This window comes from Mesorhizobium sp. M0772 (genome assembly GCF_040320135.1).
Classification (GTDB): Bacteria; Pseudomonadota; Alphaproteobacteria; order Rhizobiales; family Rhizobiaceae; genus Mesorhizobium.
In genome coordinates this window covers 139,129-154,482 of sequence record NZ_JAMYPB010000003.1, presented here as the reverse complement: position 1 = coordinate 154,482, position 15,354 = coordinate 139,129, and the positions used below count along the sequence as shown (strand labels likewise).

The window sequence follows — 15,354 nt, the reverse complement described above, 5'->3', positions numbered from 1 at the left end:
GCGCAAGCGGGAGTGTCGGGGATGCAGATTTTCGATAAGATCGAGGCGCTGCTGGATGCGGGTGAAGCCTTGACGGCACTGAAGGAAGCGCGAGCGCTCGTTCATCAATTTGGCCGCAGGTCCGGTGTCCTCGCGGGCGCGATCGACGATCTCATCATTGACCTCTCGACGCTATCATTCGTCGCCGATGCTTACGGTGACCGCACCGCAGAGGCGGCGCGCACCCTGGCCCGAAGAAGATTGCTGAAGATCAAGTTGCTCGCCCCTCGTCGGAGCGGCGAGGCCCCGCCGCACCGCAGAGTGATCCGACAAAACACGAAGCCCCGCCGCAAGGCGGGGCTTCGCCATGTTCAGGTCAGGCGCAGCCTAGGCCTCTGTCAGATGCAGCAGGTTACGCTTTGGCTCGCGCCTTGCGCGCCTTCTTCACGGGCGACTTGATTGCCACCGCAGTGGTTCTCGCTGCCGCCGCACGCACGGCCGGTTTGCGTTTTTCTGCCGCGGCAGACGTGGGCGTCGCCGCCTTGCGCCCGAGCCCTATTGATTTCGCCAGGGCCGAGCGGGTGGCCGCGTAGTTCGGCGCGACCATTGGATAGTCGGACGGCAGGTTCCACTTCTGCCGATACTGGTCGGGGGTCAGATTAAAATGCTGGAGATGCCGCTTGAGCGACTTGAATTTCTTTCCGTCTTCCAGACAGATAATGAAGTCCGGCGTTACCGATTTCTTGATCGAAACTGCCGGCTCCTGTTTTACCACGGGTTCTACCGCCGGCGTGCCGATGCCATTCAAGGCGGCATGGATGTCGCCGATTAGTTTCGGCAACTCGCCAACCGGTACTGGATTGTTCGATACATAGGCCGCGACAATGTCAGCCGTTATCGACACGGTCTCCAGTTGGTTGCCTTGCTCGAGAGCAGTGGTCATATAATTTCCCTTTTTTTGTATCGGATGAATTGAGCGACGTTTGATTTTTCTGCCCTGCCCACGACGCGAATAGTACGTTTCTTCGTCAAATCCACCTCTCTTGCGCAACATAACAAGAGTAAGTTTCGCTTCTGTCGTCCCATCGGCTGGGATGCCTTTGCCGATATCACCTAAAGCGAGGAGCTTCCCTCGCTTTTCAGCCCGTTCCGGCTGTGCAGAGCAGTGCCGCTGGCTCGCACCCTGGCTATAGAGTTTCTATCGACGCGCAGTGTGCATGATCGCATCTGTGGGGCGTGGGAGGTTTCGAGGGGAACACGATCTGGCCTTTGAAGTTTGCTCATAGGGCAGCGCCTGCTTTGACGAGCTTCGCCTACTCAAGCCTTGCGCCCTTCATCATCTGTATCAAGGCTCGCGCGAGAAGATTGTCGCCGGCAGCTACGAAGATCGCGCAAGCTTCATGCGCAAGCGCGAGATAGGGGCGTCGGCGGAGATCTGCTGTTCGGGGCTTCGTGCCAGCCGTTGCTCGCGCCAACTTTGGCTAAGTTCGACGTCCCATCCGCCCTTCACGCCGTTCCGCATCGAACGCCTGCCTACCCTCCGCAGTCCATAATCGTTGTGCTCGCTCGCCTTCATGACTTTGCAGCTTTGCGGCGATCCGAAGCAACGCGCCGTAGATGGTAGCGCGATCGTCATTGGTGAACTCGACAATGCCTGCTTTGACGAGGAGTCCGCCAAGTTCGATGAGCTGCCGTGTGCGCTTGCGGCGGTCAACCTGCCACGCGCGCATGTCATTGCGCGCCTGTGCCGCTTGGCGCCGATGGTGTGCCGCCCGATTGCGCTGGAGTGCTGCGTCGGTTGCGCTGAGATGCCTGAGCAACTCGCCGGGACCGGCTCTCGAAAAACATTACTCCACGCTTGGCCCATGCCTCACGCTTTGCCGTGTCTTTCGTTTCAGTGATTGCGACCAGTGCCCCAGCCAGTTCGTCGCTGCCGAGCTGATCGGCGCCGGTGGCGATCACCAGCTCGCCAAGCTGCTGCACCTTTCGCGTTTTGAGTTCTCGCGCTTTGTCTTCCAGCGCCTTCAGTTCGGCGTCGAAGTCACGTGGTTTGCGCATGGCTGTCTCCATCGGTTGTCGATGCGGCAATGATAGGCGAGCGTGTGCCGGAAGGCTTCAAGCTTGCCGAGACAGTCCGGGACGGGCTGGTCCATCCCGAGAATTTTTCGAGGGAGGGCGCGCTTATACGTCGTGCCGACGTGCGCTTTGACGTGCAAATGGTGGAGTAGAGATGAAGCGCTACTTCCCCTTTCGGAGACAAGTTTCTCCATCCCTCTCCCCGAACCGGACAGGCAAGTTTCCCTGCATCCGGCTCTCCGTGCATGAGCGAGAGATCGCTCATGGGTGTGCCTCAGTCCAACGTGAGGCGGTAGAACGCGTCCCAGAAGTCGCCCACGCTCTCGCGCTGACGGTGCCGGGATTGGGCATTCCATCCGTTCGGTTTCTCGATGCTTTGGTGAGGGTAACGCATGGTTCCGCCGTCGCGGAGGAGCCTCAGGCGCTTCGTGCCTTCGACCCATCGATGCCGTTGTCCCGTGATGTTGACGGTGAAGCGGCGACGCAGCTCTCGCCACGTTGCCTTTCGATGCTTCTTACGCAGCCAACGTCCAACGCGCTCCCAAATCCATTTGTCGAGATGGCTGAAGTCCCGACACGCCTGCGTGGCATATCGGTAATAGTTCCGCCATCCGAGCAGGATCGGGTTGAGGTTGCCGACGACTTTGGTGAGCGGCCATCCGGTAGGAATGCTCTTCACCAGGACCTTGATCCTGTGGCGCAGGTCGTTGAGCTTGCTCCTCGGGATGAAGAGGTTGCCGACCAGTCGCCCCGTGCGGAGCGCTTTGGTGCGCACCACCCGATAGCCGAGGAAGTCGAAGCCTTCCTTGGTCTCGGTGATCCGGGTCTTTTCCATCGACAGTTCCATACGAAGTTCCGTCTTCAGGAACTCCGCCAGCGCCTGCCGTTCAGCTTCCGCCTGCTCCCTCGTGCCTTCCACGAGGACGACGAAGTCGTCCGCATATCGCACCATGTAGAATGTCGGCTTGCCGTTCTTGCGGTCCAGAGTCCGCCGGCCTGCCGCCCTGCTACTCGGTTCACGGGGGCGCATGGACCATCGTCCGTACCGTTCGTCGATGGCTGTCAGGTAGATGTTCGACAGCATCGGCGAGATGATCCCGCCTTGTGGCGAGCCGGTGACGGGATGTCGGATGGTCCCCTCGATCATCACGCCAGCCTTCAGGAATGCGAAGATCAGCCTCAGCGCCTTACGGTCGCCGATGCGCCGTCGCACGCCTTCCATCATGACGTGATGGTCGATTGCGTCGAAGCAGCCCTTGATATCGCCTTCAATGGCGTAGTCGTAGACCGAAGGTCCACGGACCGATGGGTGAAGACACTTCTGGATTCGCTCCAGAGCATCATGGGTGCTCCGTCCTTTCCGGAACCCATACGAGGTCGGATAGAAATCCGCCTCGAAGATGGGTTCGAGGATCAGCTTCATGGCCATTTGCACCAAGCGATCGGTCAGCGTGGGGATTCCGAGTGGCCGGAATGCTCCCGGTTTGCCAGGCTTTGGGATGAGCCGCTGCCTGACGGGTTCCGGGTCATATGTTCCGTTGCGAAGTGCCTCGCGTATTTCGTCGAGGAACCTTGCTGCGCCACCGGCACGCTGTTCGACCGTGCGACGCGTCATCCCGTCCGTTCCCGGTGTTCGGCTGCCGCGGTTGCGGGCGAGCCGTCGCCAAGCCTCGGAAAGGGTTCTGCGGTCGCATATGAGATTGAACAGATCAGCAAAGACCTTGTCAGGTTCGTCGCTGCTCCACCGATACAGTTTGCACTGCATGTCGAGGACGAACGGGATATTCACCCCGCCGGACATGTGCCCGCCTCCTGCTTGCAAGCCGTATCCACTGCCTCCCTTCGCCATGTGAACGGCTTTCCCGTCCTCGGACTACTACGAAGGCTCCGTCCCTCGGCACCACGGTCACTGGCCGCTTCAGTCGTCCGGCGTTCGAAACCGCCGGAGATGGTGACAAGGTTCTTGGGTTCCGCAACTGATCTCTCGCTCGCTTTAGGCGCCGACTCTACCCCGTGTGGAATCCGGCCTCGGCGCCACGCAAACTCATGCCGAGGCTGGCGCACAGCAAGCTGCGCGCCTCCAATCCGCGTACTGATAGCGCGGACCAACACTCCACCGATCCGTAGATCGACCCGCCCACTTCCGAGTCGGCAGGCTCCATCTCTAAACGGGGCGTCCGCCATCGGTTCGGTTTCCCTCGCCATGGCAAGCTCGCTGGCCGAACCGCTCACGGGGTCGGAAGTCCCCGCCCGTTCGGCTTTGATGGGTTCTGCTAATTTACGGTTCCCCGGAAGCGCCCGGTTCTCCTCACCCATCTGCTTATCGCCGCATGTTGCGTCATACAGCGTGCGGGGTCCTCCACCCCGCGAGATCCATTGCAGCATGAAGGCTGAATCCCTCCTTCCTTTCAACTCCCAACGCACATCCTGTCGCGATGGCGATCTATCATCTTCACGTCAAGGTCATTGGCCGCAAGGCTGGGAGCAGCGCTGTGGCGTCGGCCGCCTACCGCTCTGCTTCGCGGCTGCGTGACGAGCGGATCGAACGCAGCCATGATTTTTCCAGCAAGCGCGGTGTCGTCCATTCCGAGGTGATGTTGCCGGAGGATGCGCCGGAGGCCTGGCGCGACCGCGAGAGGCTGTGGAATGACGTCGAGGCGTTCGAGGCGCGCAAGGATGCGCAGCTTGCCCGCGAGGTCGAGTTCGCCTTGCCGCGCGAATTGAACCAGGCGCAAGGCATCGAACTGGCGCGCGACTTTGTACAAGTCGAGTTTGTCAGCCGAGGCATGGTCGCTGATCTCAATGTGCATTGGGACAGGGCGGAGGACGGCAGTCCCAAGCCGCACGCCCATGTCATGCTCACCATGAGGGCCGTGGACGAGAACGGCTTTGGCGCCAAGGTTCGTGACTGGAACCGCGCCGAACTGGTCGAGCGCTGGCGCGAGCGATGGGCCGAGCTTGCCAATGAACGCCTTGCCGAACTCGACATCGATGCCCGCATCGATCATCGCAGTCTGGAAGCGCAGGGCATTGCCCTGGAGCCGCAAACGCAGATCGGTGCACCGGCGCAACGCATCGAGGGTGGCGGCTTTGCTGCTGGCGACATTGAAGCAGATCGCGCCGAACTGCATCGCGACATCGCGCGCAACAATGGTGCGCGCATCATTGCCGATCCATCCGTGGCGCTCGATGCCATCACGCATCAGCAATCGACCTTCACCCGAAAGGACATTGCGAAGTTTGCGCATCGCCACAGTGACGGAATGGAGCAGTTCAACGCGGTCGTGGCAGCCATCAGCGACGCACCCGACCTGATTGAACTCGGCAGGGACCGATCCGGCGAAGATCGTTTCACCACAAGGCAGATGATCGAGACCGAACAGCGCCTTCACCGCGCTGCGGAACGCATGGACATGGACGAGCGCCACGCGGTAAGTAACGTACATCGCGAGGCAGCGCTGGCGCGGGCTGCGCAACGCGGGCTTGTCTTCTCGGGCGAGCAGAGCGATGCGCTTGCGCATATCATCGATGGTCGCGGTCTTGGTGTCGTTGTCGGTTTTGCCGGAACGGGCAAGAGCGCCATGCTCGGCGTTGCGCGCCAGGCATGGGCGGCAGCGGGCTATGAGGTCCGAGGCACGGCACTCTCCGGCATTGCCGCTGAAAATCTCGAAGGCGGATCAGGAATTGCTTCGCGCACCATCGCCAGCTTAGAACATGGCTGGGGACAGGGTAGGGATCTGCTCACCGCGCGCAATGTTCTGGTGATCGACGAGGCCGGCATGGTCGGCACGCGCCAGTTGGAGCGCGTGCTCTCCCATGCGGCGGACGTTGGCGCAAAGGTCGTGCTTGTGGGTGATCCGCAGCAGTTGCAGGCGATCGAAGCCGGCGCTGCATTCCGCTCGATCCATGAGCGTCATGGTGGCGCCGAGATCGGCCAAGTGCGCCGGCAGCGCGAGGACTGGCAGCGTGATGCCACGCGCGATCTGGCAACCGGCAGGATCGGCGCCGCGATCAGCGCTTACGACGCGCAAGGCGTGGTGCATCAGGCTGCAACGCGCGACGACGCGCGAGGTCAACTCGTCGAGCGCTGGGATCGCGACAGGCAGGCAGAGCCAGACGCAAGCCGGATCATTCTCACCCACACAAACAACGAGGTGAGCGCGCTGAACCAAGCCGCGCGCGAGCGCATGCGCGCTGCCGGAGATCTCGGCGACGACGTTCAGATAAGCGTCGAACGCGGCGTGAGAATTTTTGCCAGCGGCGACCGGGTCATGTTCCTGCGCAACGAACGCGGCCTCCGCGTCAAGAACGGCACGCTTGGAATCGTTGAGGAAGTCAGCACACAGAGCATGGCCGTGCGCACCGATGACGGTCGTTCGGTCCGCTTCGATCTGAAAGATTATGCCCACATCGACCACGGCTATGCGGCGACCATTCACAAGGCGCAGGGCATGACGGTCGACCGCACCCATATCCTGGCAACGCCGGGCATGGACGCACATGGGAGTTATGTTGCGCTATCGCGTCATCGAGACGGGATGGAACTGCATTATGGCAGCGACGACTTCGCGACCCGCGAACGGCTTGTTCGTGCGCTGTCACGCGACCGTGCCAAGGACATGGCGTTGGACTACGAGCAGGTCGACCCGGCGCAACACTATGCCGAGCGGCGCGGCATCACTTTCCGCCAGCGTGTGGTCGAGATCGTGCGTCGGATCGTTCCGGAGACGCTTCGCGACAGGATCGGCGGGCTGCTGGAGGGGCTGCGCTCGCCCGGAGACGTCGAGCCCGGCCAGGATCGTGGGCGTGGACCGGGAGGGGAAAATGTCGGAGCGCAGATCAGAGATGGCGTCGCCGCGCCGGGGCAAAAAGCTCCCGCTAGGGGAGCGCAGCGCGATGCGGATGCACCGGTGGACGCGGAAGCGGCGTTGCGGCGCGCTCGCACCAACGCGCTTGTGCGTCACGCGCGCGCGATCGATGCGATCCTGAGCACTGGAAATGCGGATGGGCAGGGCAGTCCCGAGCAGATGCGTGAACTGAGAGACGCCCGCAGCGCGTTCGAGAAGGTTCGGCCGCATGGCTGGCGTGACGCCGAAGCGGCTTATGTGAAAAGCCCCGAGCTTGTCCGTGAGGCGGGCGCCGGCCGGGTCAACCGCATCGTGCTGGCTCTCCAGCTTGAAACGGAAATCCGCACCGGATTGGACAACGATCCGGGCCGCCGCGCAGACCGGTTCGTGGAACGCTGGCAAAAGCTCGGCCGGACAAGCCAGCGTCAATATCAGGCCGGCGACATGTCGGGCTACAGGTCAACGCGTTCGGCAATGTCCGACATGGCCAAGAGCCTCGAGCGCGATCCGCAACTTGAATCCCTGCTTGCCAACCGCAAGCGCGAGCTTGGCATCAACATCGATTCCGGCCGGCGCTTGGGCGCGGAACTCGCATTCAGCCATGGTATCGGCAGGGGACGCGGCATCGGGCTATAGCAATCCTCCGATTTGCCGCCGTTTTCACGCCACAGGCGGCTAAGGCGACAAATCCGATTGTGTCCAGCGTTCGATCCGTCCTGTCTGTCCCATCAGATGTCGGCAACACCCAGCGAGAAGCAGGTGAGCTATGCCCGAGCCGGATCGCATCATACGCCTCAGAACCGTCCTTGACCGCACCGGCCTGTCCCGCTCGACCCTCTATCGCAAGATAGCAGAAGGCACGTTCCCGGCCCAGATCAAGATAAGCATCAACGGGGCGGGCTGGCGGGAATCCGATGTCAATCGATGGATCGCCGATCCTGTTGCATGGCGAAAAGAGCGTCAGTTCTGAGTGCGAGACAGACGAACGCCAGGGCCGCCTCCATTCTCTGGAATGAATTCAATGCCGGCGCTTTCGAACGTGCTTCTTATCAGATCCACAGTCGATTGCTTCAACGCCTCGCCTCTTTCGAAGCGAACAATCGTCTGGGTCGATATTTTGGCTTCCTTTGAGAGGTCTAAAACACCCCATCCTAATGCAGCCCGAGCCATACGGCACTGCACCGGATTCATAAAATCACCATTTTATGGTGATTTTGGTTGCTTAGATAATGCACTGTGTGTAGTCTCGGTTTCACTTGGCGGCCGGATGGGTGATGCAACACCAATCCGGCCTGGCCACGCCAAAGCTGTTGAGGAGCTCGGATCATGGCTGATTCCGACAATAGCACGACTTTGCCTTGCGTCACGTACGGGCGAGGGCAACGGCAGAGGGCGCACGCGAAAGTTCGTTTCGACGATGCAGACCCGGCTCTTGCGCTGCTCCAAGGTTGGCTGCGAGCACAGCATGTCTCGCAGGTCCTTTGCCGACTTCAACAACGCCTAGAGCGGCGCGTTCTCGACGCTTCGGCCGCTGACGCGATGGATAGGCAGGTTGGCTATTCGATCGCCTGCCAGGCGGAAGTCGAGGCCACGACTGCTGCGTTGAAGCTTCAAGACAAACTTCCCCACATACAGGCGAAATCGCTTCTCGGCGTCGTCGCCAAGCTCGAAATCATCGTCGGCGCCGATCGTGACATCGACGATCCAACAGATTTTCCCTGGCCGCATATTGCTTCGGTGCTTGATGATTTGAAGGAAATCGCCGGGAGCCTGCCTCTTGAACGCCCGAAGCGATCCGTCGTTCAGGAGGACTGTCGGCGCTATCAGGCGATAGCGACAGACCTGATCGATCTGGAAAAGCAGGATGCTAAGGCAGGCACGATGCAAATTGTACCGAACCTTGGGGCATGCAGCAGGCCGTCTCGAGCCTGATCGGGCCTCTGACATGGGCCGGGCCGGCCTTGGTTCGCAGAGCGCTTCAGATGCCCACTAGAAACATGCCATTTCGATGATGGCCAGACACCAGCATCTTCCAAAGCCTAGCTCATTGGGCAAGGTGGCGTCATAGTGACGATCTCTACGAATCTGGGGTTAGGAGTTCGATCCTCTTCGGGTGCGCCATTTTTATACTGTGAAAACATGCGGTTAGCAAGGACCTGCTTCGGCAAGAAGGGGTCGGGAAATACGTGGCGGAAGCACCACGGAAGCAATCGGCAGCGTGTCTAGGTTAGCCGTACATCGATTGCGATTGTGTCAGACCGCCCATTCCCTACTAAACCGATCACTGGTTGTGGCAATTACCAGGCGGGTTGCGGTGACGATTCTCTGCGAAAATGGCAGTGCGATCATGTCAACATGTCGAGATGCAGTTGGACGACAGGAGACAAGTCCTCCGCAACAGCTGTGGCGCCCGGCAGGATGAAACTGGGCACTGCTTGTGATTGTAGCCGCAATCAATTTCTGATTCCGGCAACTTGCCCTTCGCACCAGGGGCAGTTATTTCGCACGCTTAAACAGTGTCGCTACCCAGGCGATTAACCGTTGCCACCAACCTGGCGGTGTGGACGGGACCGGCGGTGGTGGCGGCGGTGGTGGCTTGATTTCGCCAGTGTAGACTTGGCTGGTGTAGTGATCAGCTCGTTGCGCGCGCTGCGTCTCACCATAGGTCATGCTCGGATACCAATCGATCCGCGACTGCCTGATCCAATAGTGTGATCTGCAGGGCAAAACGCCGAGGCCTATAGAGGGCTCAAGCGAGACCGTCGAGCCGTGATCGATCAATCGCCACTTCGAGGGATTGAGGGGCGTCACAACTTTATTGCCGCAGCCGCAGCAGCATAGGTGAGATGCGGTTTTAAAGCGGTTGGAAATGTAAAGCATGCCGTCGTTGAGATCCTTTGGGATGAACTCGACGTAGCAGTGCTCTATGGCTGTGCGCCGCGTCACTCGGTCTCCTCAATCGCGATTACGCCGGTTGCAATTTGGTAGCTGGAATAATGCTCGCGTCCGGCGTCGCGGTAGAAGCCGATCAAACGCTTCCATCTTATCACAGCCATCGCGGCGTTCAGCGCATTCAATTCTGCGATCTGGATGTTGGTAGCGTACTCGTTCTCCGCCTCATCGTCCTCGCCGAACGACATGCGGGTTGCGATATGATCGCTCTTGCCTGGCGTGCAGGTGAGGACGCGCACGATACCTTGCAAACCCGTCGGCGCACGCACCACGCCCATGCCGACGTCGATGAACGACACGTTGTGTTCAAGGAGCCAATCGACGATTGCCCGCTTGGACTTGCCGTTATCCAGGCACAGAAAGGCAAAGTTGATACCCTCAAGCTGCTCGATGTTTTCGGTGGTCAGCTTTGCGGGGTGCTTGATCAAGCCGCGTCTGCGCAGCTTGCCGTAGATGTCGCCCAGCGTATCGACCTTGGATTTCTTGCTTTCGAGCTCTTCCAGCGACCACGCCCCCGGTGCGCGGAACGCGTTGTGCGTGTCGAAACGGTCGCCGTCGAAGATATGAATCTCCGCGACGCGAGTCTTCGCCACGAAATCGAGGACGTACGATCCGGTGCCGCCTACGCCGATGATGGCGACGCGCTGCTCTTCGAGCTTCTCGTTATCGGCGCCGACGTGAACACGGCTTGACGCCGTGTCGATGTAATTGAAGACATCGTCATCGTCTTCGTCCGTGGCGTATACGGGGAAGGTCTGCGCCGTGACTTCCGGGCGGATCTTCTGCGCCTCGCCAACAATCCAGCCGAGATAGGCCTGCATCTTGTGGACGTAATCGCGATAGCTGGCCTTCGCCGAGAAGGTGAAGTCAGCTTGGACGCCTTTGCCGAAGTTCTGTGGCGCACTGGGATTCTCGAAGGCGCGGATTTTTGCGCCGTCCGCCTGACACGGGTGCTCCCCCGTCCAGTAGGCTACGTGAGCATCCGGCCTCTTGGTGCGCTCGTGCCCGTCAAGGACCTGCGTCTCCAACTTGGAGAAGAGAACGCCGTCCTCGCGGACTTCGCGCGAGGACGTGACGTAGGGCACATCCTTGACCAGGAGGTATCCGCTGCGGATTTCGAGATGAAAGCCCGCGTTGCGAAGCGCGAGCAAATCATCGCTACGAGCGAGTAGCCGGTGTGACATCGAATTCCATGTCCTTCTTCACCTGCACGGACTCGCCTTCGATAAGAGTGCCGGTCGGTTTGTCGTTGTTGCCCTTGCTATACTGAACCGCATAGCGCTGGTTCTCCGGCAGCGGCGCCGCGCTGATCAAGACCAGCAGCTGCGCATAGGAGAGGGGGCCCTTCTCGACCTCATAGGGCGTACCGTTCACGTAGATTGTGATCATGTGGTCGTTGCCGCCGCCGTGGCCGGGGCTGCCCCCGCCATTACCGTTGTTGTTACTGTTCGCCATGTCTATGCTCCTTGCTTAGTGTTTCTTGTCACGAGGCGGGAAAGGATCGCGTCCCGGAGCGACCGTATCAGAGTCGCGCCATTTCGCGTCGCGGCCCTGAATTCTAACCTCACCACCGCCGAGGCTGCGGACCGTTGCCTTTGCCTGCTGTTCGGCATTGGACTGTTTGTGGTGCACGCTTTCGGGTGTGGCCGAACCGGCCTTCTTCACCGCCCAATCCGTGCCGTGCTTCACTACAAAGCGATCATTCTTCGACATTCGCTGTCTCCAATTTTGACTTGCGCCTTGCGATTTCGTCATGGCACACTTGTTACTATCACCATCGTTTGCCTTTCATGGCGAAGATGTCAAGTTATTTATGTCGGAGACACCATGGGCGAACACCAAGCCACTGAAATCTTTAACAAACGGCTCAGAGAAGCGCGCGACCTGCGGGGTTTGAGCCAAGCCCAACTGGCGGCCAAAGCGGGTCTGCCGCCCGCTTCCGTCTCGCATTTCGAATCGGGACCTAGGAAACCGTCCTTCGATAATCTCAAGGCTCTGGCCAAGGCATTGGACGTGACGACGGACTATTTGCTTGGTCGTTCCGAAACACCCGACGCATCGGCGGAAACAGTTGGCCGACTTCACCGTGATCTACACAAATTGTCATCACAAGACCTGGAGCTAGCTCAGGATTTCGTCGAGCTTCTGCTCAAGAAGCGCAACTCCGGAAACGATCAAACATGAGTGCGGGACCGCGACTGGCTCGTCGCTTACTTGCGGAGTCGGCAGCGACCCAAGTGCTGCGCGCAAACAACATTGAAGGACCATGGGTCGATCCGATAGCGATTGCCAAGGCTAAGGGAATCGAAGTTCGCGCAAAGCCGGATACCGCCGACGGCGTATCAGGAATGCTCCTCAAGGCAGGCGACGAGTTCGGAATACTCTACGCTACGAAAATTCCAAGCCGTGGTTTCCAACGATTCAGCGTTGCCCATGAACTGGGGCACTACTGCATCGAGGGACATTCGGACGCGCTTCTCGATAGCGGGATGCACATCTCATACGCAGGGTTCCAATCTTCCGATCCTTACGAGCAGGAAGCGGATCACTTCGCGGCAGCGTTGTTGATGCCGGAGAGAGCGTTCAAGTGCGCGATTGACGAATATGATGCTGGCCTCGCTTGCGTCGAGGCACTGAGCAAGCAATGCGAAACATCACTAACCGCGACTGCCATACGTTACGTCACGCTGACTGCTGATGGAGTTGCGGTGTTGTTGACTAAGGGCGACGGCGTGGAATGGTGCTTCATGTCGGATGGCCTGAGGCAAGCGAAGGGATTGAGGTTCATTCGCAAAGGGGCGCCGGTTCCGGATACCACGCTGACGGCTTCTTTCAATACTCGCCCGGATGATGAGCGAGCTGGCCAAAGCGATTCCAGAGAGGCCTATCTCAATGACTGGATGGGCGGTGATCGTTCATATCGCGTGACGGAAGAAGTCATCGGTTTGGGTCGGTACGGACGCAGCCTCACGATACTGACTTGTAAGGGCTTGTCCATGCGCTCCGAAGCCGACGAAGACGAAGAGGACGAAGACAAGTTGATTGAAAGCTGGACGCCACGATTCAAGTGATTGCGGCTCGGTGGAGGTGGATGGCCGCGGTCTCCAGTCCTGCAAGTCGCTTTGGGCGGGCAGACGTTTCGCTTCACCTGTTCACTCGGACGTCCGCTTGTTGGACCCGGGCACGTCATCTTAACGACCGACTTTAGGCGCAGAGCTACCGTCTCTATCTTGGTGCCCAGCTTTGTTCTGAAGTGGTGGAAAATGGCGCACCCGACAGGATTCGAACCTGTGACCTCTGCCTTCGGAGGTCTGTTTCTAGGGGAAGCTCTAAACGTCTGCCAGCGATCACAGATGTGATGCCGGAGAGGAATAGCAATCGTCACGCAGCTTCCTTGAATGTGGCTTTGCGCTTCTTCTTCACCAAGATATCGCGGACAAACTTGTCCCACCGCGCCATGGCGGCACGCTTTTCCGGCATGTAATTCCAGCGATCGTAGCTCTTGGAACTGACGTCCTGCAGAGTATGGTTCTGTAATCGGTCTCGGATCTCTTTTGAGAGCCCAGCCTTGCCGGCAAGCGTCTTCCATGTTCGCCGGAGATCGCGGTTTGTCACGACGGGGATCACCTCGCGATCGCGTTGGCGCCACATGAACGAATAGAGCGTGCCATGGCTGACCGGCTTGGACGGGTCGGTCGCGGATGGAAAAAACCAGCCAAATTCATTCGGCTTGATCGACCCGATAAGTTCCGCCGCCGTCTTGGGCACGGGGATGGCGTGAGGCTTTCCATTCTTAGTCTTGGACCAATCGATAATGCACTCGGCCGCATCCCATTGATCGACGTGTAGCCGAGCGATCTCCTCGACGCGCTGGCCGGTCAGCATTAGAATTCTTACGGCACGCGTGTAAGGGGGGTGGACCGGCGCATCTGGAGATTCGAGCCAACGATAGAGACGGATAAATTCCTCCTCGTCCAACCAGCGCGTTCCAACTTTTTTCGGTTCGGTTGGAATGCCCGCCGCTGGATTGTAGACGAGACGAAAGCGACGGACCGAGGTTGTTCGGTAGTCATGCTCGGATTTCAGCCCCCAACTGTATGCCGATCGAATATAGCTGCGAACATGATCGGCCATAGACCGTTTGCCTCGCTGATAAATCGGGCGAATAAGGTCCCTGATCTCGTCAGGCTCGATGTCGCGGGCAGGGCGGTTGCGACCGAGCGAATCGGCGATCTTGTTCAAGCCCTTTTCGGCCTCCTTCCAAGACGGTTTTCCATCTGCCTTTAGCGACGCGACGTAAGCCTCGAACAGATCGGCGACCGTGCCTGGTCGCGTGTCGCCGGCTATCTTGATGCTGCGTCCCTTCTGGATCATGTCGGCGAAGTCGCGTCTGAAAATCTCGCGAGCCTGGCTGAGACTCATTGACGGATACGACCCGAGCTTTTTCTTGAGACGCTTTTGGTCTCGCCACTGCTGGGCCATCCAGTCCGCCGTTATGCGGGTCGGCATTGGCTTTATCGCTAGAACGAGGCGGCCTGTTCCATGACCCTCGCCATCGACAAGGTTCTGCTGCTTACTGGTCTCCTCGACCTGCTTCAAAGCGTGGCGAATCTCTCCATCGGTAAGGCTTGGCACTGGGGTCTCCCGTAGGCTTTCGAGTGGGATCGGCTGACGGGTAGTAGGGGTCTGTGGTTGGGTTCAAAACGGGCTTCGATCCCCCTAAAACCGACCCCAATATGCCACAATGTCCGACTCTGCGACAAGTCGAAAAAGCAATATCTATCAACGTGCTAAAGAGTGATCGTACGTGATTGAAAAGAGGCGAGTGGGATGATTATGCACCAGGATGACGGCGCTGGCCGACAGTTCGAGCGCGCGCTTGATCACTTCGCGCGGATAGACCGGCGTGTGGTCCACGGTGCCGACCTGCTGTACCTCGTCGGCGATCAGCACGTTCTTCTTGTCGAGGAACAGGATGCGGAAATGTTCGCGGTTCTCGAACGCCATCGCCGAGCGGCAGTACGCAAGAAGCTGCGTCCAGTTGGACAGCACCTCGCGGTCGCGAACCTCGGTCCGCGCCATGCGCTGCGCGGCAGCGGCAATCACCTTCAGGTCGACGGCCACGGCGGGGCCGATGCCCTTCACCTCCTGCAGCAGCGCCACCGGTGCGCCAAGCACTTCGCCAAAAGTGCCGAAGCGCGCCAAAAGCGCCTTGGCGATCGGCTTGGTGTCGACGCGCGGGATCAGGCGAAACAGCAGCAGTTCGAGAAGTTCGTAGTCGGGCAGGGCGTCTGCGCCGCCGGCAACGAAGCGCTCGCGCAAACGGTCGCGATGGCCGTGATAGTGTGGCGTCTCGGTCAGTTTGTCCTTGGGCGTCTTGTCCTTCGCCGGTGGTTCAAGCCACCGCTCGGAGAAGAACCCCCGTTCGTCGTCGCCACTCTTCCCCATCGACCCCCCACACTCCCCGAAGGCTTCGACGGCAGATTAGAGCGGTAAGCAG

The 15,354-nt window shown here is 59.6% G+C and carries 17 protein-coding genes; 6 read left to right on the top strand and 11 right to left on the bottom strand.

Annotation, left to right across the window (positions count from 1 at the left end; all coding sequences use genetic code 11):
• Positions 1 to 21: 21 nt before the first annotated feature.
• Complete coding sequence (locus NKI06_RS03370; RefSeq protein ID WP_352984053.1) at positions 22 to 438, top strand: hypothetical protein; 417 nt, start codon at positions 22 to 24, stop codon at positions 436 to 438.
• On the opposite strand, the gene NKI06_RS03365 is transcribed toward NKI06_RS03370, so the two are convergent.
• The 4 genes from NKI06_RS03365 to ltrA all read right to left on the bottom strand — a co-directional run bounded on the left by NKI06_RS03365 (position 392) and on the right by ltrA (position 3,856).
• Complete coding sequence (locus tag NKI06_RS03365) at positions 392 to 922, bottom strand: Ros/MucR family transcriptional regulator (protein WP_352984051.1); 531 nt, start codon at positions 920 to 922, stop codon at positions 392 to 394. The two genes, NKI06_RS03370 and NKI06_RS03365, sit on opposite strands and share 47 nt — an antisense overlap.
• Positions 923 to 1,460: 538 nt before the next feature.
• A complete protein-coding gene (locus NKI06_RS03355; RefSeq protein ID WP_352984049.1) occupies positions 1,461 to 1,709 on the bottom strand; it encodes a conjugal transfer protein TraD in 249 nt (82 codons plus the stop codon).
• Position 1,710: 1 nt separating this feature from the next.
• Positions 1,711 to 2,037, bottom strand: a complete 327-nt coding sequence (locus tag NKI06_RS03350; RefSeq protein ID WP_352984047.1) for a conjugal transfer protein TraD — start codon at positions 2,035 to 2,037, stop codon at positions 1,711 to 1,713.
• A 292-nt stretch (positions 2,038 to 2,329) separates the two neighbouring features.
• Positions 2,330 to 3,856 (bottom strand): group II intron reverse transcriptase/maturase, encoded by a 1,527-nt coding sequence (gene ltrA, locus NKI06_RS03345; protein WP_352984045.1) that lies wholly within the window; start codon positions 3,854 to 3,856, stop codon positions 2,330 to 2,332.
• Between the two features lie 634 nt (positions 3,857 to 4,490).
• Between ltrA and traA the strand changes: the two genes are divergently transcribed.
• Together traA and NKI06_RS03335 are read left to right on the top strand one after the other, a co-directional pair.
• Positions 4,491 to 7,538: a Ti-type conjugative transfer relaxase TraA gene (traA, locus tag NKI06_RS03340; protein WP_352984043.1), complete on the top strand. Its 3,048-nt coding sequence runs from the start codon at positions 4,491 to 4,493 to the stop codon at positions 7,536 to 7,538.
• Between the two features lie 130 nt (positions 7,539 to 7,668).
• Positions 7,669 to 7,872, top strand: a complete 204-nt coding sequence (locus tag NKI06_RS03335; protein WP_352984039.1) for a helix-turn-helix transcriptional regulator — start codon at positions 7,669 to 7,671, stop codon at positions 7,870 to 7,872.
• Here NKI06_RS03335 and NKI06_RS03330 read toward each other — a convergent pair.
• The gene (locus NKI06_RS03330) at positions 7,863 to 8,093 is read right to left on the bottom strand and encodes a helix-turn-helix domain-containing protein (RefSeq protein ID WP_352984038.1); all 231 of its coding nucleotides are present in this window, start codon (positions 8,091 to 8,093) and stop codon (positions 7,863 to 7,865) included. The two genes, NKI06_RS03335 and NKI06_RS03330, sit on opposite strands and share 10 nt — an antisense overlap.
• Positions 8,094 to 8,228: 135 nt before the next feature.
• Here NKI06_RS03330 and NKI06_RS03325 point away from each other — a divergent pair, with 135 nt between their 5' ends.
• A complete protein-coding gene (locus NKI06_RS03325) occupies positions 8,229 to 8,834 on the top strand; it encodes a hypothetical protein (RefSeq protein WP_352984036.1) in 606 nt (201 codons plus the stop codon).
• A gap of 564 nt (positions 8,835 to 9,398) precedes the next feature.
• Here the strand turns inward: NKI06_RS03325 and NKI06_RS03320 are convergent.
• Genes NKI06_RS03320 through NKI06_RS03305 form a run of 4 tightly spaced genes read right to left on the bottom strand, consistent with a single transcriptional unit; the run spans position 9,399 to position 11,567 of the window.
• Complete coding sequence (locus NKI06_RS03320) at positions 9,399 to 9,848, bottom strand: ubiquitination-like system serine protease family protein (RefSeq protein ID WP_352984035.1); 450 nt, start codon at positions 9,846 to 9,848, stop codon at positions 9,399 to 9,401.
• The gene (locus NKI06_RS03315; RefSeq protein ID WP_352984033.1) at positions 9,845 to 11,038 is read right to left on the bottom strand and encodes a ThiF family adenylyltransferase; all 1,194 of its coding nucleotides are present in this window, start codon (positions 11,036 to 11,038) and stop codon (positions 9,845 to 9,847) included. The genes NKI06_RS03320 and NKI06_RS03315 overlap by 4 nt, the downstream gene beginning before the upstream one ends.
• Positions 11,013 to 11,309 carry a multiubiquitin domain-containing protein gene (locus NKI06_RS03310; protein WP_224670365.1) on the bottom strand — a complete coding sequence of 99 codons (297 nt, stop codon included), beginning with the start codon at positions 11,307 to 11,309 and terminating at the stop codon, positions 11,013 to 11,015. The genes NKI06_RS03315 and NKI06_RS03310 overlap by 26 nt, the downstream gene beginning before the upstream one ends.
• Before the next feature lie 15 nt (positions 11,310 to 11,324).
• Entirely contained in the window at positions 11,325 to 11,567 is a 243-nt protein-coding gene (locus NKI06_RS03305) for a DUF2188 domain-containing protein (protein WP_224670364.1), read from the bottom strand.
• 114 nt (positions 11,568 to 11,681) lie between these two features.
• On the opposite strand from NKI06_RS03305, the gene NKI06_RS03300 reads away from it, so the two are divergent.
• Together NKI06_RS03300 and NKI06_RS03295 are read left to right on the top strand one after the other, a co-directional pair.
• Entirely contained in the window at positions 11,682 to 12,038 is a 357-nt protein-coding gene (locus NKI06_RS03300; RefSeq protein WP_352984031.1) for a helix-turn-helix domain-containing protein, read from the top strand.
• A complete protein-coding gene (locus NKI06_RS03295) occupies positions 12,035 to 12,925 on the top strand; it encodes an ImmA/IrrE family metallo-endopeptidase (protein WP_352984029.1) in 891 nt (296 codons plus the stop codon). Before NKI06_RS03300 ends, NKI06_RS03295 begins: the two co-directional genes overlap by 4 nt.
• A gap of 310 nt (positions 12,926 to 13,235) precedes the next feature.
• Here the strand turns inward: NKI06_RS03295 and NKI06_RS03290 are convergent, their stop codons facing one another.
• Both NKI06_RS03290 and NKI06_RS03285 read right to left on the bottom strand, forming a co-directional pair.
• Positions 13,236 to 14,489, bottom strand: coding sequence for a tyrosine-type recombinase/integrase (locus NKI06_RS03290; RefSeq protein WP_352984027.1), 1,254 nt, complete (start codon positions 14,487 to 14,489; stop codon positions 13,236 to 13,238).
• Positions 14,490 to 14,636: 147 nt separating this feature from the next.
• The gene (locus NKI06_RS03285; RefSeq protein ID WP_352984025.1) at positions 14,637 to 15,302 is read right to left on the bottom strand and encodes a JAB domain-containing protein; all 666 of its coding nucleotides are present in this window, start codon (positions 15,300 to 15,302) and stop codon (positions 14,637 to 14,639) included.
• Positions 15,303 to 15,354: the final 52 nt, after the last annotated feature.